General features: G+C 73.8%; 24 protein-coding genes. 16 read left to right on the top strand and 8 right to left on the bottom strand.

The window, feature by feature from the left end; all coding sequences use genetic code 11:
• Window positions 1-117 precede the first annotated feature (117 nt).
• The 3 genes from ACFV4F_RS36875 to ACFV4F_RS36885 form a co-directional block, all read right to left on the bottom strand.
• Window positions 118-2,337: an NADP-dependent isocitrate dehydrogenase gene (locus ACFV4F_RS36875; protein ID WP_380509378.1), complete on the bottom strand. Its 2,220-nt coding sequence runs from the start codon at window positions 2,335-2,337 to the stop codon at window positions 118-120.
• A gap of 164 nt (window positions 2,338-2,501) precedes the next feature.
• Window positions 2,502-2,849 carry a DUF4180 domain-containing protein gene (locus tag ACFV4F_RS36880; protein WP_380491700.1) on the bottom strand — a complete coding sequence of 116 codons (348 nt, stop codon included), beginning with the start codon at window positions 2,847-2,849 and terminating at the stop codon, window positions 2,502-2,504.
• 1 nt (window position 2,850) lies between these two features.
• A complete protein-coding gene (locus ACFV4F_RS36885; protein ID WP_380491698.1) occupies window positions 2,851-3,270 on the bottom strand; it encodes a helix-turn-helix domain-containing protein in 420 nt (139 codons plus the stop codon).
• 237 nt (window positions 3,271-3,507) lie between these two features.
• Here ACFV4F_RS36885 and ACFV4F_RS36890 point away from each other — a divergent pair, with 237 nt between their 5' ends.
• The 4 genes from ACFV4F_RS36890 (at window position 3,508) to ACFV4F_RS36905 (ending at window position 5,611) form a co-directional block, all read left to right on the top strand.
• Window positions 3,508-3,825: an SAV_915 family protein gene (locus tag ACFV4F_RS36890; protein WP_380443736.1), complete on the top strand. Its 318-nt coding sequence runs from the start codon at window positions 3,508-3,510 to the stop codon at window positions 3,823-3,825.
• Complete coding sequence (locus ACFV4F_RS36895) at window positions 3,822-4,148, top strand: hypothetical protein (protein ID WP_380443738.1); 327 nt, start codon at window positions 3,822-3,824, stop codon at window positions 4,146-4,148. Before ACFV4F_RS36890 ends, ACFV4F_RS36895 begins: the two co-directional genes overlap by 4 nt.
• A gap of 156 nt (window positions 4,149-4,304) precedes the next feature.
• Window positions 4,305-5,024: a hypothetical protein gene (locus tag ACFV4F_RS36900; RefSeq protein ID WP_380509382.1), complete on the top strand. Its 720-nt coding sequence runs from the start codon at window positions 4,305-4,307 to the stop codon at window positions 5,022-5,024.
• A 17-nt stretch (window positions 5,025-5,041) separates the two neighbouring features.
• Window positions 5,042-5,611 carry a hypothetical protein gene (locus ACFV4F_RS36905; protein ID WP_380509385.1) on the top strand — a complete coding sequence of 190 codons (570 nt, stop codon included), beginning with the start codon at window positions 5,042-5,044 and terminating at the stop codon, window positions 5,609-5,611.
• A 6-nt stretch (window positions 5,612-5,617) separates the two neighbouring features.
• Here the strand turns inward: ACFV4F_RS36905 and ACFV4F_RS36910 are convergent, their stop codons facing one another.
• Complete coding sequence (locus ACFV4F_RS36910) at window positions 5,618-6,475, bottom strand: DMT family transporter (RefSeq protein WP_380509388.1); 858 nt, start codon at window positions 6,473-6,475, stop codon at window positions 5,618-5,620.
• Window positions 6,476-6,739: 264 nt separating this feature from the next.
• On the opposite strand from ACFV4F_RS36910, the gene ACFV4F_RS36915 reads away from it, so the two are divergent.
• Complete coding sequence (locus tag ACFV4F_RS36915; protein ID WP_380447731.1) at window positions 6,740-7,666, top strand: serine/threonine dehydratase; 927 nt, start codon at window positions 6,740-6,742, stop codon at window positions 7,664-7,666.
• A gap of 67 nt (window positions 7,667-7,733) precedes the next feature.
• Here ACFV4F_RS36915 and ACFV4F_RS36920 read toward each other — a convergent pair whose 3' ends face one another.
• Window positions 7,734-9,269 carry an MFS transporter gene (locus tag ACFV4F_RS36920; RefSeq protein ID WP_380509391.1) on the bottom strand — a complete coding sequence of 512 codons (1,536 nt, stop codon included), beginning with the start codon at window positions 9,267-9,269 and terminating at the stop codon, window positions 7,734-7,736.
• A gap of 118 nt (window positions 9,270-9,387) precedes the next feature.
• Between ACFV4F_RS36920 and ACFV4F_RS36925 the strand changes: the two genes are divergently transcribed.
• Complete coding sequence (locus ACFV4F_RS36925; protein ID WP_380509394.1) at window positions 9,388-10,260, top strand: helix-turn-helix transcriptional regulator; 873 nt, start codon at window positions 9,388-9,390, stop codon at window positions 10,258-10,260.
• Here the strand turns inward: ACFV4F_RS36925 and ACFV4F_RS36930 are convergent.
• Entirely contained in the window at window positions 10,250-11,443 is a 1,194-nt protein-coding gene (locus ACFV4F_RS36930; protein WP_380509396.1) for an MFS transporter, read from the bottom strand. The genes ACFV4F_RS36925 and ACFV4F_RS36930 overlap by 11 nt on opposite strands.
• Window positions 11,444-11,497: 54 nt before the next feature.
• On the opposite strand from ACFV4F_RS36930, the gene ACFV4F_RS36935 reads away from it, so the two are divergent.
• On the top strand, window positions 11,498-12,256 hold the full coding sequence (locus tag ACFV4F_RS36935) for an AraC family transcriptional regulator (RefSeq protein ID WP_380509399.1): 759 nt from the start codon (window positions 11,498-11,500) through the stop codon (window positions 12,254-12,256).
• A 27-nt stretch (window positions 12,257-12,283) separates the two neighbouring features.
• Here ACFV4F_RS36935 and ACFV4F_RS36940 read toward each other — a convergent pair whose 3' ends face one another.
• Complete coding sequence (locus ACFV4F_RS36940; RefSeq protein WP_380447721.1) at window positions 12,284-12,889, bottom strand: SGNH/GDSL hydrolase family protein; 606 nt, start codon at window positions 12,887-12,889, stop codon at window positions 12,284-12,286.
• Window positions 12,890-13,268: 379 nt separating this feature from the next.
• On the opposite strand from ACFV4F_RS36940, the gene ACFV4F_RS36945 reads away from it, so the two are divergent.
• Window positions 13,269-14,930: an APC family permease gene (locus ACFV4F_RS36945; protein WP_380447719.1), complete on the top strand. Its 1,662-nt coding sequence runs from the start codon at window positions 13,269-13,271 to the stop codon at window positions 14,928-14,930.
• A gap of 270 nt (window positions 14,931-15,200) precedes the next feature.
• Here ACFV4F_RS36945 and ACFV4F_RS36950 read toward each other — a convergent pair whose 3' ends face one another.
• A complete protein-coding gene (locus tag ACFV4F_RS36950; protein WP_380447717.1) occupies window positions 15,201-16,826 on the bottom strand; it encodes an FAD-dependent oxidoreductase in 1,626 nt (541 codons plus the stop codon).
• 308 nt (window positions 16,827-17,134) lie between these two features.
• Here ACFV4F_RS36950 and ACFV4F_RS36955 point away from each other — a divergent pair, with 308 nt between their 5' ends.
• The 8 genes from ACFV4F_RS36955 to ACFV4F_RS36990 all read left to right on the top strand — a co-directional run bounded on the left by ACFV4F_RS36955 (window position 17,135) and on the right by ACFV4F_RS36990 (window position 23,098).
• The gene (locus tag ACFV4F_RS36955) at window positions 17,135-18,304 is read left to right on the top strand and encodes a SchA/CurD-like domain-containing protein (protein WP_380447715.1); all 1,170 of its coding nucleotides are present in this window, start codon (window positions 17,135-17,137) and stop codon (window positions 18,302-18,304) included.
• Between the two features lie 29 nt (window positions 18,305-18,333).
• On the top strand, window positions 18,334-18,777 hold the full coding sequence (locus ACFV4F_RS36960; RefSeq protein WP_380447713.1) for a cupin domain-containing protein: 444 nt from the start codon (window positions 18,334-18,336) through the stop codon (window positions 18,775-18,777).
• Entirely contained in the window at window positions 18,774-20,030 is a 1,257-nt protein-coding gene (locus ACFV4F_RS36965) for a beta-ketoacyl-[acyl-carrier-protein] synthase family protein (RefSeq protein WP_380447711.1), read from the top strand. The genes ACFV4F_RS36960 and ACFV4F_RS36965 overlap by 4 nt, the downstream gene beginning before the upstream one ends.
• A gap of 5 nt (window positions 20,031-20,035) precedes the next feature.
• A complete protein-coding gene (locus ACFV4F_RS36970; protein WP_380447709.1) occupies window positions 20,036-21,277 on the top strand; it encodes a beta-ketoacyl synthase N-terminal-like domain-containing protein in 1,242 nt (413 codons plus the stop codon).
• Between the two features lie 28 nt (window positions 21,278-21,305).
• Window positions 21,306-21,566 carry an acyl carrier protein gene (locus tag ACFV4F_RS36975; RefSeq protein ID WP_380447707.1) on the top strand — a complete coding sequence of 87 codons (261 nt, stop codon included), beginning with the start codon at window positions 21,306-21,308 and terminating at the stop codon, window positions 21,564-21,566.
• Between the two features lies 1 nt (window position 21,567).
• A complete protein-coding gene (locus tag ACFV4F_RS36980; protein ID WP_380447704.1) occupies window positions 21,568-22,023 on the top strand; it encodes an SRPBCC family protein in 456 nt (151 codons plus the stop codon).
• A 5-nt stretch (window positions 22,024-22,028) separates the two neighbouring features.
• Window positions 22,029-22,349, top strand: a complete 321-nt coding sequence (locus ACFV4F_RS36985) for a TcmI family type II polyketide cyclase (RefSeq protein ID WP_380447702.1) — start codon at window positions 22,029-22,031, stop codon at window positions 22,347-22,349.
• Between the two features lie 320 nt (window positions 22,350-22,669).
• The gene (locus ACFV4F_RS36990) at window positions 22,670-23,098 is read left to right on the top strand and encodes a hypothetical protein (protein ID WP_380509402.1); all 429 of its coding nucleotides are present in this window, start codon (window positions 22,670-22,672) and stop codon (window positions 23,096-23,098) included.
• Window positions 23,099-23,243: the final 145 nt, after the last annotated feature.

A 23,243-nucleotide genomic window follows, 5' to 3' on the forward strand; every position in this document is an offset into this window, starting at 1 on the left:
ACCCCGCCGCGCTCCCCCCCGACGCTCCTCCCGCACCATCCCGCTCGCCGCCCCGCGGGCCCCCCGGGGCCCCCCCCGGCCCCGGCGGCCCCGCCCGGTGGTTCAACTCGGCCTCGGTCAGCCGAGGTTGGCCAGCGCGTCGTTGAAGGTCTTCGACGGGCGCATCACGGCCGCGGCCTTGGCCGGGTCGGGCTGGTAGTAGCCACCGAGGTCGACGGCCGAGCCCTGCACGGCGACGAGCTCCTCGACGATGGTCTGCTCCTGCTCGGTGAGCGCCTTGGCGAGGCCCTCGAACGCCTGGGCCAGCTCGGCGTCCTCGGTCTGCCCGGCCAGCTCCTGGGCCCAGTACGTGGCCAGGTAGAAGTGGCTGCCGCGGTTGTCGATGCCACCGAGGCGGCGGCTCGGCGACTTGTCCTCGTTGAGGAAGGTGCCGGTGGCGCGGTCCAGGGTGTCGGCCAGGACCTTGGCGCGGGCGTTGCCGGTGCTGGCGGCCAGGTGCTCGAAGCTCGCGGCCAGCGCGAAGAACTCGCCCAGGCTGTCCCAGCGCAGGTAGTTCTCCTTGACCAGCTGCTGGACGTGCTTCGGGGCGGAGCCGCCGGCGCCGGTCTCGAACAGGCCGCCGCCCGCCATCAGCGGGACGACCGACAGCATCTTGGCGCTGGTGCCCAGCTCCAGGATCGGGAACAGGTCGGTCAGGTAGTCGCGCAGCACGTTGCCGGTGACCGAGATGGTGTTCTCGCCGCGGCGGATGCGCTCCAGCGAGAACGTGGTGGCCTCGACCGGGGACATGATCTCGATCTGCAGGCCGGTGGTGTCGTGCTCCGGCAGGTACGTGTTGACCTTCTCGATCAGCACGGCGTCGTGGGCGCGCTCGGCGTCCAGCCAGAACACGGCCGGGTCGCCGGTGGCGCGGGCGCGGGTGACGGCCAGCTTGACCCAGTCCTGGATCGGCAGGTCCTTGGTCTGGCAGGCGCGGAAGATGTCGCCCGGCTGCACGGCCTGCTCCAGCACGACCTCGCCCTCGGCGTCGACCAGGCGGACGGTCCCGGCCTCGGCGATCTCGAAGGTCTTGTCGTGGCTGCCGTACTCCTCGGCCTTCTGGGCCATCAGGCCGACGTTCGGGACCGAGCCGATGGTGGCCGGGTCCAGGGCGCCGTGGGCGCGGCAGTCGTCGATGACGGCCTGGTACACGCCGGCGTAGCTGCTGTCCGGCAGCACGGCCAGGGTGTCGGCCTCCTGGCCGTCCGGGCCCCACATGTGGCCGGAGGTGCGGATCATGGCCGGCATCGAGGCGTCGACGATGACGTCGCTCGGGACGTGCAGGTTGGTGATGCCCTTGTCCGAGTCGACCATGGCCAGGGCCGGGCCCTCGGCCAGCTCGGCGTCGAACGAGGCCTTGATCTCGGCGCCGTTCGCCAGCGCGTCGAGGCCGGCCAGGATGCCGCCGAGGCCGTTGTTCGGGTTCAGGCCGGCGGCGGTCAGCGCCTCGCCGTACCGGGCGAAGGTCTTCGGGAAGAAGGCGCGCACGACGTGGCCGAACACGATCGGGTCGGAGACCTTCATCATGGTGGCCTTGAGGTGCACCGAGAACAGGACGCCCTCGGCCTTGGCGCGGGCCACCTGGGCGGCCAGGAAGTCGTTCAGGGCGGCGGCGCGCAGGACCGAGGCGTCGACGACCTCGCCGGCCAGCACCGGGACCTTCTCGCGCAGGACGGTGGTGGTGCCGTCCTGGCCGACCAGCTCGATGCGCAGGGCGCCGTCGGCGGTGATCACGGCCGACTTCTCGGTGGAACGGAAGTCGTTCTCGCCCATGGTGGCGACGTTGGTCTTGGAGTCGGCCGACCAGGCGCCCATGCGGTGCGGGTGGGTCTTGGCGTAGTTCTTGACCGACAGCGGGGCGCGGCGGTCGGAGTTGCCCTCGCGCAGGACCGGGTTGACGGCGCTGCCCTTGACCTTGTCGTAGCGGGCGCGGACGTCCTTGTCCTCGTCGGTCCGCGGGTCGTCCGGGTAGTCCGGCAGGGCGTAGCCCTGGGCCTGCAGCTCGGCGATGGCGGCCTTCAGCTGCGGCACGGAGGCCGAGATGTTCGGCAGCTTGATGATGTTGGCGTCCGGGGTCTTGGCCAGCTCGCCCAGCTCGGCGAGGGCGTCACCGATCCGCTGGCCCTCGGCCAGACGCTCCGGGAAGCTCGCGATGATCCGCCCGGCCAGGGAGATGTCGCGGGTCTCCACGCGCACGCCCGCCGTCGAGGCGTAGGCCTGGACGACCGGCAGGAACGAGTAGGTCGCCAGGGCCGGAGCCTCGTCGGTGTGCGTATAGATGATGGTCGAGTCAGTCATCGAAACTCCGCTTCACGTCTCCAACGTCTTGACGTCAAGATATCTCGTCCCGGCCCCCTCGCTCCACCTCCCCCCGCCCCGGAGCGCGCGCCGGGTGCCCCGGGGGCGCGCCGGCGGTCGGTTCCACCGTCGTCCCGGGGCGCCCGCACGGCAACCGGAGGGGGCTAGCCCGCGGCGAACCTGGCCGCCAGCTCGGTCTCGTCGGCCAGGAACCAGAGCTGGGTGCCGCGGTTGCTCTCCCGGACGAAGTCGCGCAGGGCATTGCTCGCGGCCACGTGGTGGGCGATGTCGCCGAGGACGACGAGACCCATCCGGTAGTTGACGAACTTCTGGACGATGCCGCCGGCGACGCGGGTGCTCAGCGCGAAGAAGTCCGGGTGCAGCCGGGCCGCGGGCACGATCACCCAGGTCGCCTCCCGGCCCCAGGCGTCGGCGATCGCGTCCATCGCGTCCTGTTCACTGCGGAGCGGGGCGCCGTCGGCGGCCAGCCGGAGGAACGTCGGGTCGGACATGTCACAACTCCCTGGTCAGCGTGTGGACGATGGTGAGCACCGCGGCGGTGTCGGCCGGATCACCGAGGATGACGAGCCGCAGGGTCTGCGCCTCCTCGTCGAGGACGGTCTCCACGTGCAGCGGCCGGCCGCCCTCGCGCGGGCCGGCGATGGCCGCGAGCACGGTGGTGGTCAGCCGGTCCGCCCGCGCGCGGTCGATCTCCTCGATCCGCACGACGGACGAGACCTCGGCGCCGCGCCCCCTGGCACTCTCCGCGACGACCGGGGCGCCGGTGAGGGCTTCCAGGTCGGCGCGGGCGATCCGGTACTGCTTGCCGATCCTGGTCGCCGCGAGGCGGCCGTCACGGATGTAGCCGCGGACCGTGCGCACGTGGAGGCCCAGCAGTTCGGCCACCTGTTCCACCGAGTAGTACTGCGCCACCTGCAACCATCCTTCCCGACTTCCCTATCATCGCGCAAACTATCATTCGATGCGGACGTTTGGGGAAGGATACGGAGTGGTGTAGTCCAGTTGGGTGAGTCGGCCGTCAGGAGTGCGTCAACACGCCACCTCATTCGGTCAACGCTGCGTCAGGACCGGCGACGCGCGGCCGATCCCGGCCTAGCTTCGAAGGGAGCAGTTCCGGCAGGCACCACCACTCCATTGGGGAGCACCCGCATGGCCCGCGTCGTCTGGCACGTTCCGGTCACCGTCAACCACCTCGGTCACGGCACCGGAAGCACGAACGCCCTCCGCCTCTTCCGCCTGCGCGACGGCCGCCGCTGCGCCGTCGGTTTCTCCACCCCCGAGGCGCTCACCGCCCTCCTCGGACCGGACCAGGCCCACACCGAGCTCGGCGAGGCCGCCCTGCGCGAGCTCACCGCCCCGCTCGGCGTCGACGCCCTCGTCCTCGACCCGCGGCTGGTGGCCCCGCCCGTCGCCGCCCCCGCCGCACAGCCCGCCCCGGCCCCGACCGCACAGCTCCAGCACCGGTGACCGCCCTCCAACTGGTCCCGGGCGACGAGGAGCCCGCCGCAGGACGGCCCGAACCGGCCCGGGCCCTGCACGCGATCGCCCGGGTCAGCTTCGGGCCCGTCCCCCTCGACTTCGACCGCCTCGCGGCCGAGCACCCGGCCGTCCAGAGCGGCCTCGCCCTGGCCGGCGACGCCGACCTCGAACTCCGCCTCTCCTGCACCGGACCGGAGGAGCTGCGGGCCGTCGCCGCCGCCCTCCAGCGGGCCGGCGCGGCGCGCGTCCGCATCGACCTGGTCCTGCGCGCCCTCACGCCGGGGCCGCCGACCCTGCGGTCGGTGACCTGAGATCATTGGAGGCGTCAATCCCACTCGACCGAAGGGAAGTTGGGAGATATTCCAGTAGCGGGCGGCCGTCCACCGCGCATAGTGTGCGTCCGTCCGCCATGGACACAGCCAAGGACCGTCTCCCAAGGCCCCTCTTCCTAGGAAGCTGGTGAGGACTTGTCCCGCTCCGCGCTCCGCCCCGCCCTCGGTACGGCAGCCGTCCTGGCCGCCCTGATCCTGGCCGCTCCCTCCGCTCTCGCCGCTTCCCCGTCCGCACCGGCGCCGGACCGGACCGACGACGCCGGCGTGTCCGTCGCGGTCTTCGGCGACGACACCCTGACCGAGGGCGGGCAGCTGACCGTCGACGAGCTGACCCGCGACCACGGCGTCGACCCCGGCCTCCTCCAGGCGTACGCCCGGGGCACCGCGCCGGACGACTCCGACGACTCCGCCTCCGACGACTCGGCCTCGGACGATGCCCCGGGCGCCGCCGCCCTCACCCCGCGGCTCGCCGGCGACCCGGCCTACGACCTGGTGGCCAGCTGGACCTCCAAGGACCACCGCACGGTCAACCTCCGCCGGGGCACCGCCACCTGGGGCTACACCAAGATCCAGCAGAAGCACAACCTCACCGTCAGCGCGGTCCGCGCGACCACCCGCTACCCCGAGCCCGGCTGGCCGAAGCAACAGTCGGCGACCACGTGGAACTACCTCACCCTGGTCAACCACGTCCGCTGCTCCGGCTGGGCCTGGTGGCGCACCTGCAAGGTCGTCGACTTCACCCACGTGCAGGTGACGGTGAACTACGGCAACGTCAAGGGCGTCATCACCGCCTACTGCATCGGCTACGCCGACCGCTGCCCGGACTGGGTGAAGAACGCCGTCAACGGCGCCTGACGATCGTTCCCACCGGTATGGAGCGACAACCCCGACTGCGACGCGGCGGCTTCCTGCGCGAGGCCGCCGCGCTCCAGCGCACCAACACCGACGGCACCCGCCGCCTGACCCGGATCGCCTTCCCCGCCGGCGGTGACGTCGCGATCACGACGACGGGCCCGGACCCGGCCGCCCACCTGCCGGTGACCGCCACGCGCGACGACCTCCACGCCGCCCTCGCGCCCGAAGGCGGCTGGGCCGCACCGGACCCGGGCCCGCTCACCCGGCTCCCGGTCACCGCTCCGGCGCCGCCGCTCCTGGTCTGGGCCGACCTCCTGGACGACCTCGGCGACCTCCTCTTCACCCTCACCGGCTATCCCGCCGACGTCGGCCGCCCCGACCTCGTGCCCCGCCTGGACGCCGTGTCCCTCACCGGCGCGACGACCGCCGTGGTCGAGGTGACCGCCCTCGGCGCCGCCCACCGGGTCCGCATCCCCCTGGACTCCGGCGTCCCCCTGGTGGCCGTCCCCCTGGAGATCGCCGAACACCTGCTGACCGTCGACGGAACGGCCGCGACGGAGTGGGAGTACCCCGTCGCGGCCTCGTAGACCACGTCACTCCCGGGCGAGGGCCGCGATCGCGACGAGGAGCAGGGCCGAGCCGGCCAGCAGGCCCGCGGTGAGCGGCTCGCCGAGGAAGGCCACGCCGATCACCGCCGCCGTCGCCGGTTCGAGCAGCACCAGCACAGCGGCCGTGGTGCCCGGGACGACGGCCAGGCCGGTGAAGTACCAGCGGTAGGCGAACAGCGTGGGCACCGTCCCGAGGAACAGCAGCGCTCCCCCGGTCAGCGCCGGGTCCCCCGCCGTCGGCAGGACGCCCTCGACCGCGGCGAGCGGCAGCAGGCAGAGCAGCCCGGTCGTGAACGCACCGGTGCTGGCCCGCGCCGAGCCGCCGCCGCGCGCCCACAGCGTGAGCCCGCTCTGCCCGGCGCCCGCCAGCAGCGCCAGGCCGACGCCCAGCGCCGGTCGCGGCCCCGCCGCCGGCGCGGCCACCAGCAGGGCCAGCCCGCCGAGCGCCGACACGACGGCGACGGCGGCCCGCCGGGTCAGGCGCTCGCCCAGCAGGACGTGCGCGCCGAGGCTCGTCAGCACCGGGCCGGCGCCGATGGTGATCAGGGTGCCGAGACCGAGCCCCGCGAAGCGGACCGAGCCGAAGTAGGCGCACTGGCTGACCGCCAGCCCGATCCCGGTCAGCACCGCGGCCCGGCGGGGTGTCCTCCGGCGTTCACGGCGTGGCAGTACCGCCAGGCAGAGCGCCGCGACGGCGAAGCGCCAGAACGAGACGGCCACCGGGCCCAGCCCGCTGGTGCGCAGCAGCAGGGCTGCAACGGCCCCGCCCACGCCCCAGGCGACGGCGGCGGCCGAGATGGACAGCAGTCCGTGCCGGAACGGCACGGCGGCATGCGAGGTCATGCGTCGTTTCTCCACGATGAGGTGCCGGTCGGATTCCGCGGATGACGCGGGCGGCACCGACCGCCCCGACGGCGAGCAGAAGGCCGCCGGGCGGTGATTCAGTGGAGAGGGCCGCCCGCTAGCGGACGGGCGGCGGGAGGATCACGAGACGCATGGAGCCAAGCCTACGCCTCACCCCGCGTCCGGATGATCGTGATCTTTCCTCCGGCCGCCGCTCCGACGTACGGTCGTCACCGTGGCGGCTGGAGCGAAGGAGCGGGCGCGATGGAGCAGTTGACGTACGACGCGGTGAAGGCGGCCGGGCAGCGGATCGCCGGGCGGGTGCGGCCGGTGGTCGTGGCGCGCGGGGACGAGGGCGAACGGACGTGGCTGGCGCTGGAGTTCCTGCAGCACACCGGGAGCTTCAAGGCGCGCGGCGCGCAGAACTTCCTCCTCGCCCACGCCGAGGCCGGCACCCTCCCCGACGCCGGCGTGACCATCGCGTCGGGCGGCAACGCCGGCCTCGCCTGCGCCTGGGCGGCCCGTGAACTCGGCGTCCGGGCCACGGTGTTCCTGCCCGAGACGGCCTCGCCGGTGAAGCTGGGCCGGCTCCGCTCGTACGGCGCCGAGGTGCGGCTGGTCGGGCGGGAGTACGCGGAGGCGCTCGCCGCGTGCGAGGAGTTCGCGGCGACCGGCGGGGCCCTGGCCTCGCACGCCTACGACCACCCCCTGATCGCCGCCGGCGCCGGGACCGTGCTGGAGGAGATCCGCTCCCAGGTGCCGGGCCTGGACACGGTGGTGGTGTCGGTGGGCGGCGGCGGGCTGTTCGCCGGGGTCGCCGTGGCGGCGCGCGAGCACGGGATCCGCGTGGTGGCGGTGGAGCCGGAGGGCAGCCGGGCGCTCAACGCGGCGCTGGAGGCGGGCCGCCCGGTGGACGTCCCGGTGGCGTCGGTGGCCCAGGACGCGCTGGGCGCCCGCCGGGCGACCGCCCTCGCCGTCGCGGCGGCCGCGCACGAGGGCGTGCGGTCGGTGCTGGTGCCCGACGAGGCGATCGTCCGGGCCCGGCGGCGGCTGTGGGACGAGCGCCGGATCGCCGTCGAGTTCGCGGCCTCCACGGCCCTGGCGGCGCTCGACGGGGTGGCGGGCGAGCGCGTCGCCGTCCTGCTGTGCGGGGCGAACACCGACCCGTCCGACCTGGTCGAGCGGGGGTAGCGAACGTAGCGGGCGTAGCGGGACCCTCACCGGCCACGCAACCGCCCGTCCACGACACGGAGTCGGCCTACCCGACAAACCTCTCCCTCGCCGGCCCGAGCCCCTCCACCGGCCTCGCCGAGGACGGCGCCGCCTCCCCGGTCCGCGGCGTGCGCCGAGGGTCCAGCGCGACGTACGTGAGCACCGCGCCCAGCGCGGACAGGACGGCGAGCAGCAGGCCGAGGGTGTGCAGCGCGCCGGTGAACCCCTCGGCCAGGGCGGCGCGCCGGGCCGCGTCCACCTGTCCCTGGACGGCCCGGCCCGCGAGGTGCGCCGCCTCGCCGGGCGGGAGGCCCGGCAGGCGGGCGGCGGTCAGCGTGGTCAGGAGCGCCGCCGCCCCGGAGACGGCGACGGACTCGCCGGCGATCCGCATGGTGTTGAAGATCCCGGCGGCGGCGCCCGCGTGCTCGACCGGGACGGTGCCGACGGCCGCGTTGTCCATCACTCCGAACGCCAGCCCGACGCCCGCCCCGAACGGCAACAGCGCCGACCACAGCGCATCGAACCGCACGACGGCGAGCAGCAGCGCACCCGCCGCGATCAGCACGGAGGCGGCGGTCAGCACCGCCCGTACCGAGGTCGCCGCCGCGAGCCGGCCCGCGACGAGGGGCAGCAGCAGGACCGGCGCCGTCATCGGCAGCAGCAGGAGCCCGCTGGCCAGGACGCTCCGGCCGCCCACGCCCTGGAGGTAGGCGGGGAGGTGGACCAGCAGCACCACGAAGCCGAGGGTCACGGTGAAGGGCTGGCACACGACGGCGAGGAACTCGGGCCGCCGGAACAGCCGGACGTCGAACATCGCCCGCCCGGCCAGGCGGAGTTCCACCGCCCCGAACAGCACCACCAGCAGGACGGCGCCGCCGAGCGGCAGCAGCGTGCCCGGCGCCGTCCAGCCGGCCGCCCCCGCCCGGACGAGCGCGTAGGACAGGGCGGCGAGCCCGGCGGTGAAGCAGAGCAGCCCGGCGAGGTCGAAGCGCGGGCGCTCGGGGTTGCGCGACTCCGGCGCCCGGGTCGCCAGCAGCCAGGCCGGCACCGACCCGGCCGCGACGAGCAGGAAGACCGCCCGCCAGCCGGCCGCCTCCACCAGCGCGCCCGCCGCCAGTGGCCCGACGGCCAGGCCCGTCCCGAAGGACGTGCCCAGGATCCCGAACGCCAGTTGCCGGCGCCGCCCGGCCGTGGAGTGGGCGAGCACCGCCGCGCCCGACGCCAGGACGGCCGCGGCCCCGCACCCCTGCACCGCCCGCGCGGCGTCGACGACCGCCATCGACGGCGCGAGCGCGATCAGCAGCGACAGCGCGCCGACCAGTGCGATGCCGGTGAGCAGCACGCGGCGCCGGCCGAGCCGGTCGGCGAGGGCGCCCGCGGCGAGCGGCAGGGCGGCGAAGGTGATGTTGAAGGCGTTGAGCATCCACTGGGCGGCACCGACGGAGGCGTCCAGGTGCGCGGCCATGGTCGGAAGCGCGACGGCGGCGCCGGTCACCGAGAACGGCAGCATCGCGCTCGCGCCGCCGACCGCGCCGACCGTCGCCCAGTAGCCGTCCCGGCTCCGGGAGTTGGGGGTAGTCATGCGTCGATCGTTCGCCAGGCCGGGCCGTGGATGAAGGGACTGCCACACCCCCGGGCCGGCGTTCCCTGGGACTGACAGGTCCAGGCACGCCCGCCGCTCCGCGCCCATACTGGACCGCATGCCCGACCCGACCACCCTCGCCGGCAGCCTCGGCGACTACCTCCGCGCCCGCCGCGCCCTGGTGTCCCCCGCCGACGCGGGCCTGCCGCCCACCGGCCGCCGCCGCGTACCGGGGCTGCGCCGCGAGGAGGTCGCCGAACTCGTGGGCCTCAGCACCGACTACTACGTGCGGCTGGAGCAGGGCCGCGCCGACCGCCCGTCCGACGAGGTGCTCGACGCGCTGAGCCGCGCCCTCCGGCTCGGCCCCGCCGAGCGCGCCCACCTGTACGATCTGGCCCGACCGCCCCGCCGGACTGCCGCCGGATCCCAGCGGACCGACGTGCTGCGCCCGGCACTTCGGAGCGTCGTGGAGGCCATGCCGACCACGCCGGCCGTCATCATGAACGACCGCAGCGACGTCCTCGCCTGGAACCGGCCGGCCGCCGCCCTGATCGCCGACTTCCCCCGACTCCCGCCGGGCGAGCGGAACATGGCCCGCCGGATCTTCCTCGACCCGCACGCCCGCGAGGTCCACCTCGACTGGGAGGAGGCCGCGCGCACGACCGTCGGCATCCTCCGCATGGCCGCGGGGCGCCGCCCGCACGATCCCGGGCTCGTCCGACTGGTCGGCCAACTCTCGCTGGGCAGTGCCGAGTTCCGCACCCTGTGGGCCGGGCACCACGTGCACGAGAAGAGCCACGGGCCCAAGCGCTTCCGGCACCCCCTGGTCGGCGACGTGACACTCGACTACGAGACCTTCCAGGCCCCGGGCGCCGCGCACCACATGCTCGTCGTCTACACCGCGCCGCCCGGGAGCCCGGCCGAGGAGGCGCTGCGCTTCCTCGGCAGCTTCACGGCCGACAGCTTCACGACCGACGGCTTCACCGCCTGACGGGCGTCGGCGCGGGAGCGCTCCGCGGCACGGCCGGTTCGGGCAGGGTGCGGATCGCCAGCCAGGAGACGACGGGCAGCACGATCAGCGGTACGAGCGCCGTCCGGAGCGAGGTCGCGTCGGCAGCCGCGCCGAGGAGCGGGCTCACGACACCGCCGACGCTCACCGCCAGGCCGAGCGTCACGCCGCTCGCCGTGCCGACGCGGCTCGGCAGGTAGTCCTGCCCGAGCGTCACGTGGAGCGAGAAGGGCACGTAGAGCCCGGCCGAGGCCAGCGCCACGAACAGGAAGAACGCCGGCCCCGGCACGTACACGATCCCCGCGACGGCGAGGGCGCTCAGCAGGTACGAGCGCCGCACCACGGTGACGCGGTCCCAGCGCTCAGCCAGCCGGCCGCCCAGCACCGTGCCGACCGCGCCGCCGGCGTACAGCACGAACAGCGCCGCGGTGCCCGCCGTCGTGCCGCCGCCGGTCCGCTCGCGGGCGTAGAACGTGATGAACGTGCTCAGCCCGATGAACACCACGGACCGGCAGACCACCGCCACCGACAGCCGCAGGAACGAGCGCACGTCGTTGGCCCCCGCCGGCCCGGCACCCGCACCCGCACCCGCCGTCGGCCGTGCCACGCCGACCGCACGCAGCGCGGGCAGGCACAGCGCACCGCCCACGACGGCCGGCACGACGAGCAGCGGCGTCCACCGCAGGCCGCCGGTGGCGACCACCGCGGACACCAGCAGGGGCGCCAGCGCGAACCCGACGTTCCCGCCGACGGAGAACCAGCTCATCGCCGTGTGGCTGCCCCGCCCGGCCTTGCGGGCGACCCGCGCCGACTCCGGGTGGTAGGCGGCGACGCCCAGGCCGGACACCGCGACGAACGCGAGCGTCAGCGCGTAACTGTCACCCAGGCCGCTCAGCGCGATCCCGAGCCCGCCGAGGAGGGTGGCCACGGGCAGCAGCCAGGGCAACGGGCGACGGTCGGTGAGCGCGCCGAACAGGGGCTGCGCCACGGAGGAGAGCAGAGAGGCCGCGAGCACGATGCCGGAGGCGGCGGCGTACGTGTAGGCGCGCTCGGCGACGAAGAACGGGACCAGCGCGGTCACGGCGCCCTGGTAGACGTCGACGCAGGCGTGGCCGACGGCGAGGAGGGGGATGGCGCGCTCGGGCGCCTTGTCGTTGGTGGGCACGCCCTCATGCTCACGCCGCGCCCCGCTGTCGGGCTTCCGATAATCTGCCAAGCAATGACGGAAATCCGCCACACGCCCGTGGCCCCCACGAGCACCCGCCGGCTCACTCGCGGGGCGGCCATCGACGCCCACCGCCACGACGACCACCAGATCGCCTACGCCGGCCGCGGCGCCCTGGCCATCACCACCCACGCGGGCACCTGGGTGGCACCGGCCGACCGCGCGATCTGGGTCCCCGCGGGCACGGTCCACTCCCACCAGGCCCACGGCGAGCTGGAGTTGCACCTGGTCGGCCTGCCCGCCGACAGCAACCCGCTGGCCCTGGACAGGCCCACAGTGCTCACCGTCAGCCCCCTGCTCCGCGAGCTGATCCTGGAATACACGCGGCACCCCGACGAGACCGGCGACACCCCCGACACCCCGCCGCGCGCCCGCCTGCGAGCCGTCCTGCTCGACCAGCTGAGCGTCTCGGCCCAGGAGCCCCTCCACCTGCCGGCCCCCACCGACCCGACGCTGACCGCCGTGTGCGGCCTCCTGCACACCGACCCGGCCGACGACCGCACCCTCGCCGCCCTCGGCCGCGAGGTCGGCGCGAGCGAACGCACCCTGTCCCGGCTCTTCCGCACCGACCTGGGCATGACGTTCCCCCGCTGGCGCACCCACCTACGGCTCTACCACGCCCTCACCCTCCTCGCCGAGGACACCCCCGTGACCACCGTGGCCCACCTGTGCGGCTGGTCCTCCGCCAGCGCCTTCATCGACGCCTTCCGCCACACCTTCGGCCACACCCCGGGCACCCACCGCCGGCTCTGACCCGAGCCGGCGGCCGAAACCCGTACCTCACAGGTCGGTGAGCTCCCCCAGCCCGAGGGTGCGCAGCGTGTGGTTGGCCATCTGCAGGTGCCCGACGGCGTTCGGGTGGGCCGGGTCGTCCAGCCACGCGATCGGGGCGACGTCGCCGAACTCGGCGCGCCAGTGGGCCTCGTGGTCGACGAGCAGCGCCCCGGTCCCGGCGGCGAGCTCGCGGACGGCCTGGCAGTAGGCGGGCAGCTCGGCCCGCGCCGGCAGCGCGTCCTGACTGACGAGCAGCGGCGTGTGCAGCACGATCTGCGCACCGGCGGACCGCTCGATGATCTCCCCCATGGCGTCGCGGAACTCCCCGAGCCCGGCGAGCCCGGCCCGCACGTCGTTGGTGCCGAGCGACAGCGACAGCACGTCCGGCCGGAACCGGCCGATGACGAAGTCGTACGCCCCGAGCACGTCGATGGCCCGCCAGGCCGAGACGCCGGAGTTCACGACGATGTCCGTCAGCCGGTCGAGCTGCCAGCACACGCGCTCCTGCACGTGCTCCACCCACCCCCGGGCCCCGTGCGTGTGCAGGACGGCCTGCGTGATGCTGTCCCCGGCCATGACCCAGGTCATCGGCCTGTCGGCGAGTTCGATCATGTGGTGCTTCCCCCCTTGCGTTCGTGTGGACCGGAGGAAGTTGATCACACGCCCGCGGGCGACTCAACGGTGTCCTGGTCGGCCATCCACCCGGGCCGACTGCATCACTATGCAGGGATCACCATTTCTATAAAACGGCGTGTCGACCATGATGCATGATCGACCACCCGAAGCTCAATTCCGGCTCAAATAGTGAACCTACCGACGAGTCACGTAATGCGCCCGAAACCCTCACACCCCCTACCAGCGAGAATGTCCGGAAAAGTAAGTAAACATTCAGTAATGAAATCTGTGCATAGGCCTATGAATAGCCCTACTGTGTGGCAACTCTCCAGAGCTGCTCCGCCTGCCGGGGCCCCCACACACAGAGAGAATTCCCATGGTCTCCACCAACCAGGTATCCCCGCCGGGACAGAGCACCGGCTCCGGGTCCGGTACCACCCACCGGACGCTCCGCCGGAACGTCGGTCTCATCGGCCTCATGTGGGCCTCGGTCGGCTCGATCATCGGCTCGGGCTGGCTGTTCGGCGCCAAGAACGCCGTCACCGCCGCAGGCCCGGCCGCGATCATCTCCTGGGGCATCGGCGCCGTCGCGATCGTCCTGCTGGCGTTCGTGCACGCCGAACTCGGCGGGCTCTTCCCGGTCTCGGGCGGCACCGCGCGCTACCCGCACTACGCCTTCGGCGGCCTCGCCGGCATGTCCTTCGGCTGGTTCTCCTGGCTCCAGGCCGCCACCGTCGCCCCGATCGAGGTCGAGGCGATGATCGGCTACGCCAAGCACTGGTCCTTCGCCGACGGCCTCCAAAACGCCAACGGCACCCTCACCACCAGCGGCTTCGTCGTCGCGACCGCCCTGATGGCGGTGTTCGTCGCGGTCAACTTCCTCGGCGTACGGGTCCTTGCGCGTACGAACAGCGTGGCGACCTGGCTGAAGATCTTCGTCCCGCTTTTCACGATCTTCGTCCTCGCGATCACCAGCTTCCACAGCTCGAACTTCACCTCGCACGGCTTCGCGCCGTTCGGCGCCAAGGGCGTGCTCGCCGCGATCAGCACCAGCGGCATCATCTTCGCGCTGCTCGGCTTCGAGCAGGCCATCCAGATCGCCGGTGAGAGCCGCAACCCCCGCCGCGACATCCCCCGCGCCGTGCTCGGGTCGGTCGCCATCGGCACCCTGATCTACACCCTGCTCCAGGTCGTCTTCATCGGCGCCCTGCCGGTCAGCGCCTTCGCCAACGGCTGGGCCAAGCTCGACTTCCCCGGCATCGACGGCCCCTTCGCGGGCCTGGCCACCCTGGTCGGCCTCGGCTGGCTGTCCTGGGTGCTGTACATGGACGCCATCATCTCCCCCGGTGGCACCGGCCTGATCTACACCACCGCCACCTCGCGCATCTCCTACGGCCTGAGCCGCAACGGCTACGCCCCGCAGAAGTTCGAGCGCCTGGACAAGAACGGCGTGCCGTGGTTCGGCCTGATCATCTCCTTCGTCACCGGCGTCGTCTGCTTCCTGCCCTTCCCCAGCTGGCAGGAGCTGGTCGGCTTCATCACCTCCGCCAGCGTGCTGATGTACGCCGGCGCCCCGCTGGCCTTCGGTGCCCTGCGCCGCCGGCTGCCCGACCGTGAGCGCTCCTACCGCCTCCCGGCGGGCGGGGTCGTCTCGCCGGCCGCGTTCGTGGTCGCCAGCCTCATCATCTACTGGTCCGGCTGGCAGACCCTGTCCCGCCTGGGCATCGCCATCGTGCTCGGCTACGTCCTGCTCGGCAGCTACGCGGCCTACGCGATCAAGAAGGGCCTGCCGAACGCCCCGCGCCTGAACTGGAAGGCCGCGCAGTGGCTGCCGGTCTACCTGATCGGCCTGGGCCTGGTCTCCTGGCAGGGCGGTTTCGGGGACGGCACCGGCCGGATCCCGATGTGGTACGACATGGGCATCGTCGCGGTCTTCGCGCTCGGCATCTACTACTGGGCGATCCGCGTCGCCCTGCCGGCCGAGGAGATCGAGCGCGAGGTCGCCGACGTGGAGGTGGTCGACGCGGGCGGTCACTGATCCGCGGGGCGGGGCTGACTCCCCGCTCCCGATCGGCCGCTCCCGGCCCCGGGGCCCCACCACACGGCCCCGGCCGCCGGAACCCGGCCACGAGATCCTGACCGAACGCCCCTGAACAACCCGAGCCTTACGCACCCCAACGGCGGGCCCGCCGGTCGAGCAGCGACCGACGGGCCCGTCCGTGTGCGGCATCCGTGCCCGCCGGAGGCCGTGCGCATCAGGCCGTGCGCATCAGGCGTGCACGTCATCCGTGCGCGTCACCTTCGCCCGTCAGAGGTCGAGCACGGCCTTCAGCGCCGCCGCCACCGCCGCCTGCGGATCGTCGACCGCGCCCGGCGAGCGCCACGCGACGAAGCCGTCCGGGCGCACCAGCACCGCGCCGTCCGGGCCGATGCCGTGCAGCTCGGCGAAGTCCGTGCCCGGCTCCGGCGCCAGGTCGTCCTCCGCGTCGTCGCCGATCCGGTACGCGTCCATCGGGACGGCCAGCGCGTCCGCCGCCCGCCGGGCGCCCGCGCGCCAGGCCTCGCCGTCCGGCCCGGTGAGCAGCACCATCGCCTGCTCGTACAGGTCCAGCGTGGACAGCCGGACGCCCGCGCACACCAGCCACTGGTGCGGCGCGCGGCTGCCGGGCTCGCCAGCCGACTCGAACTTCTCCGGGACGACCTCGCCCGCCGGGTCCGCCCCGGCCACCGCGCCCCGCGGGTAGCGGTAGCCCAGCGCCACCGCCAGCACCCCGGCCTGCCGCCCGACGCCCGGCACGACCGCGTACCCGGGGTGGCTGTGCTCGGCCGAGCGGGCCGAGGCGCGCTCGCCGGTCACCCGCGCCACCGGCCGCCGCTCCCGCCCGTACGTCTCCAGCAGGCCGGGCCCGGCCCAGCCGCACAGCACGGCGGCCAGCTTCCAGGCCAGGTTGTGCGCGTCCTGGATGCCGGTGTTGGAGCCGAACGCGCCGGTCGGCGACATCTCGTGCGCCGAGTCCCCGGCGAGGAAGACCCGCCCGGTGCCGTAGCTCTCGGCGACCCGCTCGGCCGCGTGCCACGGCGCCCTGCCGGTCACCTCGACGTCCAGCTCCGGCATGCCGACGGCGGTGCGGATGTGCCGCTCGCACCGCTCGTCGGTGAACGCCTCCAGCGGCTCGCCGTGCTCGGGGTGCCACGGCGCGTGGAAGACCCACTCCTCCCGGTTGTCCACCGGCAGCAGCGCGCCGTCCGCCTCCGGGTTGGTGAGGTAGCAGGCGATGAAGTGCCGGTCGCCGACGGCCTCGGCCAGCCGCTTGGCCCGGAAGGTGATGCTGACGTTGTGGAACAGCTCGCCCTTGCCGGTCTGCCCGATGCCCAGCCGCTCGCGCACCGGGCTGCGCGGGCCGTCCGCGGCCACCAGGTACTCCGAGCGCACCACCCGCTCCTCGCCGGTCTCCCGGCTGCGCAGCACCGAGGTGACGCCGTCGGCGTCCTGCTCGAAGGAGACCAGCTCGGTGCCGAAGCGGATGTCGCCGCCGAGGTCGCGGGCCGCGCGCAGCAGCACCGGCTCCAGGTCGTTCTGGCTGCACAGGCACCACGAGCTGGGGCTGAAGGCGGCCAGCCGCCCGCCCGGGTCGATCTCCCGGAACAGCCACTCCTGCTCCTCGCCGGTCAGCGAGGGCGCCTGGAGGATGCCGTGGTTCGGGGCCAGCACCGAGGCCGCCTCGCGGATCGCCGGCTCGATCCCGGCCACCCGGTACAGCTCCATGGTGCGGACGTTGTTGCCTCGGCCACGCGGGTGACGCGAGGTGTCGGTGTGCTTCTCGACCAGGAGGTGTCTGACCCCCAGTCGGCCGAGGAAGAGCGAGGCCGACAGCCCGACCAGCGAGCCGCCCACGATCAGGACCGGCACCCGGTCGTCTACCTTCGGATTCATCAATTGCTCCACCCTGTACGGGGATTCCGCGGCCCGGCACGTGGGCCCGGCGCCGCCCTCGAAGGGGCCCGCAGCGGCGGCCGCCCCGATCTTCCATCCCCCGCCGGAGCCGGCTTGTGCCGCCCCTTCGCCCGGATGGCCCGCAAATCTCGCGCGCCCCCGGACGCGCCGCGCACGATCGACCTCAGGCCTGGCGCCGACGGCCCGGGCCGACCGCCATCGCACCGCCCTCCCCCGGGCCGGGAGCGCCCTGCCGGACGCGGCCGGAGTACGGCCCGCAGCGTGCGGCCCAGAGCAGAAAGTGGATCATGACAACTCTGTCCGAACCGCAGGCGCCGCAGCACGCCGAGTCCGAGACCCGGCTGCGGGTCGTCCTGATGCTGGAGATCCAGGACGGCGCGCAGCAGCGCTTCCTGGACGTCTACGAGCAGCTGCGCCACCAGGTGGCCGCGGTGCCCGGCCACGTCAGCGACCAGCTGTGCCAGTCGATCAACGACCCCCGGCAGTGGCTGATCACCAGCGAGTGGGAGGACCAGGACACGTTCCTGCAGTGGGTCGACAGCGACGCCCACCGGGAGATGGTCAAGCCCATGCACGGCTGCGTCAGCGACAACTTCCGCTCGATGCGCTACGTCGTCCTGCGCGAGACCTCCGCCGCCGGCGGCGCCACCGGCACCCGGGCCCCGGTGGAGGTGCCGCCGGGCCTGCCGCGCAGCGAGCCCGTCGGCCACGTCGGCCCGCCCAAGGCCGAGCCCGGCCCCGACGGGGTCGTCCGCCACGCGCTGACCTTCACGGTCAAGCCCGGCAGCGAGCCCGAGGTGGCCCGGATCCTGGCCGGCTACACCTCCCCCAAGGCCGACGTGGACGAGCACACCCGGCTGCGCCGCACCTCGCTGTTCATGCACGGCAACCGGGTCGTGCGGGCCGTCGAGGTGACCGGCAGCCTCGGCGACGCGCTGCGCCACGTCGCGATGCAGCCCGAGGTGCGGGCCGTCGAGGAGGCCATCAACCCGTACCTGGAGGAGGCCCGGCAGCTCGGCGACCCGCAGTCCGCGCGCGCCTTCTTCGCCCGCGCCGCGCTGCCGGCCAAGGAGCAGGCGATCGCCACCGCGCCCTCGTCGGGGCGGCTGCACCGGCACGCCGTGCTCTACCCGGTCCGCCCGGGCTCCGGCACGGCCGTCACCGAGCTGCTGGCCGGCCACGACGACCTCGCCACCGCCGACCCGACCGGCCCGGTCGCGGCGAGCACCGTGTTCCAGCGCGACGACGTCGTCGTGCGCCTGGTGGACCTGCGGGTGCCCGCCGAGGCTGACCCGGGCGCCGCGCTCGGCGTGGCCGGCGACGCGGAGGCCGCGGCGCTCGCCCGGCTGCTCGACCTCGGCGCGGAGTGCGACCTGCGCACCGTCGCCGGCCTGCGCGCGTTCCTCGCCGCCCGCGGCATGACCCCGATCACCGACCGCAGCTCACAGTCGAACTGACGATCCGTCACATTCCCGGAGGAAACACCATGTCCACGCAGTACCCACGGATCGTCCACGTCGACGAGGCTCCGGAGAACCGCCGCCACGGCGCCGAGCTGCGCACCATGCTCACCCCGACCACCTGCGGGGCGACCAGCGGCTTCATGGGCCTGGCCATCGTCAAGCCCGGGGAACGGATCGCCGAGCACTACCACCCGTACTCCGAGGAGTTCGTGTTCGTCGTCTCCGGCGACCTGGAGGTGGACCTGGACGGCGAGACCCGCGCCCTCAAGCCCGACCACGGCCTGATGATCCCGATCAACATGCGCCACCGCTTCCGCAACGTCGGCACCACCGAGGCCCGGATGGTCTTCCACCTCGGGCCGCTCGCCCCGCGCCCCGACCTCGGCCACGTGAGCACCGAGGAGCACGCGGGCACCGACGGGTCCGCCGCGTCCGGCCCGCCGGAACACGCCAAGGTGGCCTCGTGACCCGGCGGGTCGCCGTCACCGGGATCGGCGTGGTGGCGCCCGGCGGGGTCGGGGTCCCGGCCTTCTGGGACCTCCTCACCTCCGGCCGCACCGCCACCCGGGGCATCACGCTCTTCGACCCCACCGGGTTCCGCTCCCGGATCGCCGCCGAGTGCGACTTCGACCCGGCGGCGCACGGGCTCGGCCCCGAGGACGTCCAACGGGCCGACCGCTACGTGCAGTTCGCGATGGTGGCGGCCGGCGAGGCGGTCGCCGACGCGGGCCTGGACCTCGCCGCCGAGGACCCGTGGCGGATCGCCGTCTCGCTCGGCACCGCCGTCGGCGGCACCACCCGGCTGGAGCACGACTACGCCCTGGTCAGCTCGGCCGGCGCCCGCTGGGACGTCGACCACCGGCAGGCCGAGCCCCAGCTGCACCGGGCGTTCGCGCCCAGCACGCTGGCCTCCGCGGTGGCCGAACGGATCGGCGCGCACGGCCCGGTGCAGACCGTCTCCACCGGCTGCACCTCCGGCCTGGACGCGATCGGCTACGGCTTCCGGGCCGTCGAGGAGGGACGCGCCGACATCTGCGTCGCCGGCGCCTCCGACTCCCCGATCTCGCCGATCACCGTCGCGTGCTTCGACGCCATCAAGGCCACCAGCGAGCGCAACGACGACCCGGCGCACGCCTCCCGCCCCTTCGACGCCCACCGGGACGGCTTCGTCCTCGGCGAGGGCGGCGCCGTCCTGGTGCTGGAGGAGCTGGAGCACGCCCGCCGCCGCGGCGCCCGCGTCTACGGCGAGGTCGGCGGCTTCGCCACCTACGGCAACGCCTACCACATGACCGGCCTCACCCAGGAGGGGCTGGAGATGTCCCGGGCGATCGACGACGCGCTCGCCCACGCCCGGGTGAACACCACCGACGTCGACTACGTCAACGCGCACGGCTCGGGCACCAAGCAGAACGACCGGCACGAGACCGCCGCCGTCAAGCGCTCGCTCGGCCGGCACGCCTACGGAACGCCGATGAGCTCGATCAAGTCGATGGTCGGGCACTCGCTCGGCGCGATCGGCGCCATCGAGGTCGTCGCCTGCACGCTGGCGCTCGCCCACGGCGTCGTGCCGCCGACCGCCAACTACGAGACTCCCGACCCGGAGTGCGACCTCGACTACGTGCCGCGCACCGCGCGCGAGCTGCCGCTGAGCCACATCCTCTCGGTCGGCAGCGGATTCGGCGGATTCCAGTCCGCCGTCGTGCTCAAAAGAACGGGGTGAGATCCATGACGTCACGTCAGCAGGGCCGCCGGGCGGTGGTCACCGGCATCGGCGTGGTGGCACCGAACGGTGTCGGGGCCGACGCCTTCTGGAAGGCCACCAGGCAGGGCGTGAGCGTCCTCGACCGGATATCCCGCGAGGGCTGCACCGCGCTGCCGCTGCGCGTCGCCGGACAGGTGCGGGACTTCGACCCGCAGGCCGTGATCGACAGCCGCTACCTGGTGCAGACCGACCGCTTCACGCACTACGCGATGGCCGCCGCGGACCTGGCCGTGGCCGACGCCCGCTTCACACCGGACCCGGAACAGCCCTACGCCGTCGGCGTGGTGACCGCGGCCGGCTCCGGCGGCGGCGAGTTCGGCCAGCGCGAGCTCCAGCAGCTCTGGGGCCAGGGGCCCCGGTTCGTCGGCCCCTACCAGTCCATCGCCTGGTTCTACGCGGCCAGCACCGGACAGATCTCCATCCGCGGCGGCTACAAGGGCCCCTGCGGGGTCGTCGCCAGCGACGAGGCCGGCGGCCTGGACGCGCTCGCCCACGCCGCCCGCTCGATCGAGCACGGCGCCGACGCGGTGGTGGCCGGCGCGGCCGAGGCCCCGCTCGCGCCGTACTCGATGGTCTGCCAGCTCGGCTACCCCGAGCTCAGCCTCGCCGAGCAGCCCGACCGGGCCTACCTGCCGTTCACCGCGCAGGCCTGCGGCTTCTCCCCCGCCGAGGGCGGCGCGATGCTGCTGCTGGAGGACGAGCGGACCGCGCGTCGTCGCGGGGCCGCCGTCCGCGCCCACCTGGCCGGGCACGGCGCCACCTTCACCGGCGCCTCCCGGTGGGAGGAGTCCCGCGAGGGCCTGGCCGCCGCGATCCGGATAGCCCTGGACGAGGCCCGGATCGCACCCGAGGAGGTCGACGTGGTCTTCGCGGACGCGCTCGGCGTCCCGGCCGCCGACCGGGCCGAGGCCCTCGCCCTCGCCGACGCCCTGGGCCCGGCCGCCGAACGCGTCCCGGTCACCGCGCCCAAGACCGGCACCGGCCGCGCCTACTGCGGCGCCCCGCTGCTGGACGTCGCCGCCGCCGTCCTCGCCATGGAGGACGGCGTGCTCCCGCCCACCCCCAACGTCACCGAGGTCTGCCACGACCTCGCCCTGGTGACCGGCCGCGCCCGGCCGGCCGAGCTGCGCACCGCACTGGTGCTCAGCCGCGGGCTGATGGGCTCCAACTCCGCGCTGGTGCTCCGGCGCGGTGAGCGGCCCTGAACCACCCCGTTCTGAGAAGGGACACCCCGTGAGCAACACCCTCAGTTACCCCGAACTGGCCGCCCTGCTCCAGGCGCGGGCCGGCGTCACCGTCGAACCCGGCGACCTGGAGCGCCCCGGCTCCTACTTCGACGACTTCGGCGTCGATTCGCTCGGCCTGCTCGGCGTCGTCGGCGAGCTGGAGAACCGGCACGGCCTCAAGGTCACCTCGGGCGCCGAGTCCGCCAAGACCCCGGCCGAGTTCGTGCAGCTCGTCAACGCCTCCCTCGCGACGAAGGCCGGTGCCTGACATGCCCGGACACACCGACAACGAGATCGTCATCGCCGCTCCGCTCGACCTGGTCTGGGAGATGACCAACGACCTGGAGAACTGGCCGGAGCTGTTCAGCGAGTACGCCTCCGTCGACGTCCTGGAGCGCGACGGCGACAGCGTCCGCTTCCGGCTCACCATGCACCCGGACGAGAACGGCCAGGTGTGGAGCTGGGTCTCCGAGCGCACCACCGACAAGTCCTCGCTCGCGGTGCGCGCCCGCCGGGTCGAGCCCGGCCCGTTCGAGTTCATGGAGATCCGCTGGGAGTACGCCGAGGTCCCGGCCGGGACGAGGATGCGCTGGATCCAGGACTTCGCGATGAAGCCCACCGCCCCGGTGGACGACGACGGCATGGTCAACCACATCAACAAGAACTCCCGGATCCAGATGCAGCTGATCCGCGAGAAGGTCGAGCTGCGGGCCGGGGAGAGGTGAGCGGCGTGCACCGCGCTCTGATCGTCGCCCGGATGAAGCCGGAGGCGGCCCCCGACATCGCCGAGGTGTTCGCCGAGTCCGACCGCGGCGACCTGCCGCACCTGATCGGCGTCACCGGCCGCAGCCTCTTCCAGTTCGGCGACGTCTACCTGCACCTCATCGAGGCCGACCGCCCGCCGGGCCCGGCCGTCGCCAAGGTCGTCGGGCACCCGGAGTTCCGGACCGTCAGCGACCGCCTCACCGCCTACGTCCAGGCGTACGACCCCGCCACCTGGCGCGAGCCCAAGGACGCGATGGCGCGCGAGTTCTACCGCTGGGACCGCTGAGCTCCGCAGCGCCCCCGCGACCCTTTGGGCCCGCCCCCGGCCACCCGCCGGGGGCGGGCCCACGCGTGCCCGGAGCCGCCCTCGCGCACCGACGGCTCGTGGCCGCCGTAACCCCCGTTCACCCGGATCGCCCGCGCACCCGGGTGAACACGCCCGGGAGTCCATCCGAAAGGCGCACCGGGCGCGCGGGCCCCGCACGCCTCCGGTGGCAGGCGTCGGCACGGTGGTTGACGGTGGATCAGGCGCGCATTCCCCGCGAGTCCCCTTGCCCGGCAACCCCGCCGGGCGTCGCGGGCCGGCGCGCCGGAAGGATCATCCTCATGCGTTCTGCACGCACGCTGCTCGCCGGGGCGGCCGTCGCCGCCGTCCTGACCGTCGGCACCCCCATGGCCTTCGCGGACGGATCCGCCGACCAGGGCAAGAACCTCACCTGGCAGGAGAAGCAGCCCGACAAGGGCACCGGCTCCGACAAGGGCACCGGCTCCGACGAGCACAAGGGCACGAGCGACCACAAGGGCTCCTCCTCCACCGAGGAGCACAAGGGCTCGGACGAGCACAAGGGCAACGACGCCTACGGCGACAAGGGCGAGGAGCACAAGGCCCCGCACGGCGGCGTGCACACCGGCGGCGGCGGGCTGTCCCTGTCCGGCGGCGGTCTGGCCTCGGGCGCGGTCCTGCTGCTCGGCGGGATCGGCGCGGGCGCCCTCGCGCTGCGCCGCGGCCGCCGCACGGCCGGCGCCGTCGCCTGACCCCCGCCGCCGCCCCTGGGCGTGTCTCTGATACACATCTGTCGCTGCCGACGACAATGCACGTGTAGATCTCGGTGGTCTCCTTATCATTAAAGAGGTTTTTTTTTGGGGGGGGGGGGTGGTGTGTGGGGGGGGGGGGGGGGGG

The sequence above is a fragment of the Kitasatospora sp. NPDC059722 genome, from assembly GCF_042733235.1.
Taxonomy (GTDB): Bacteria; Actinomycetota; Actinomycetes; order Streptomycetales; family Streptomycetaceae; genus Kitasatospora.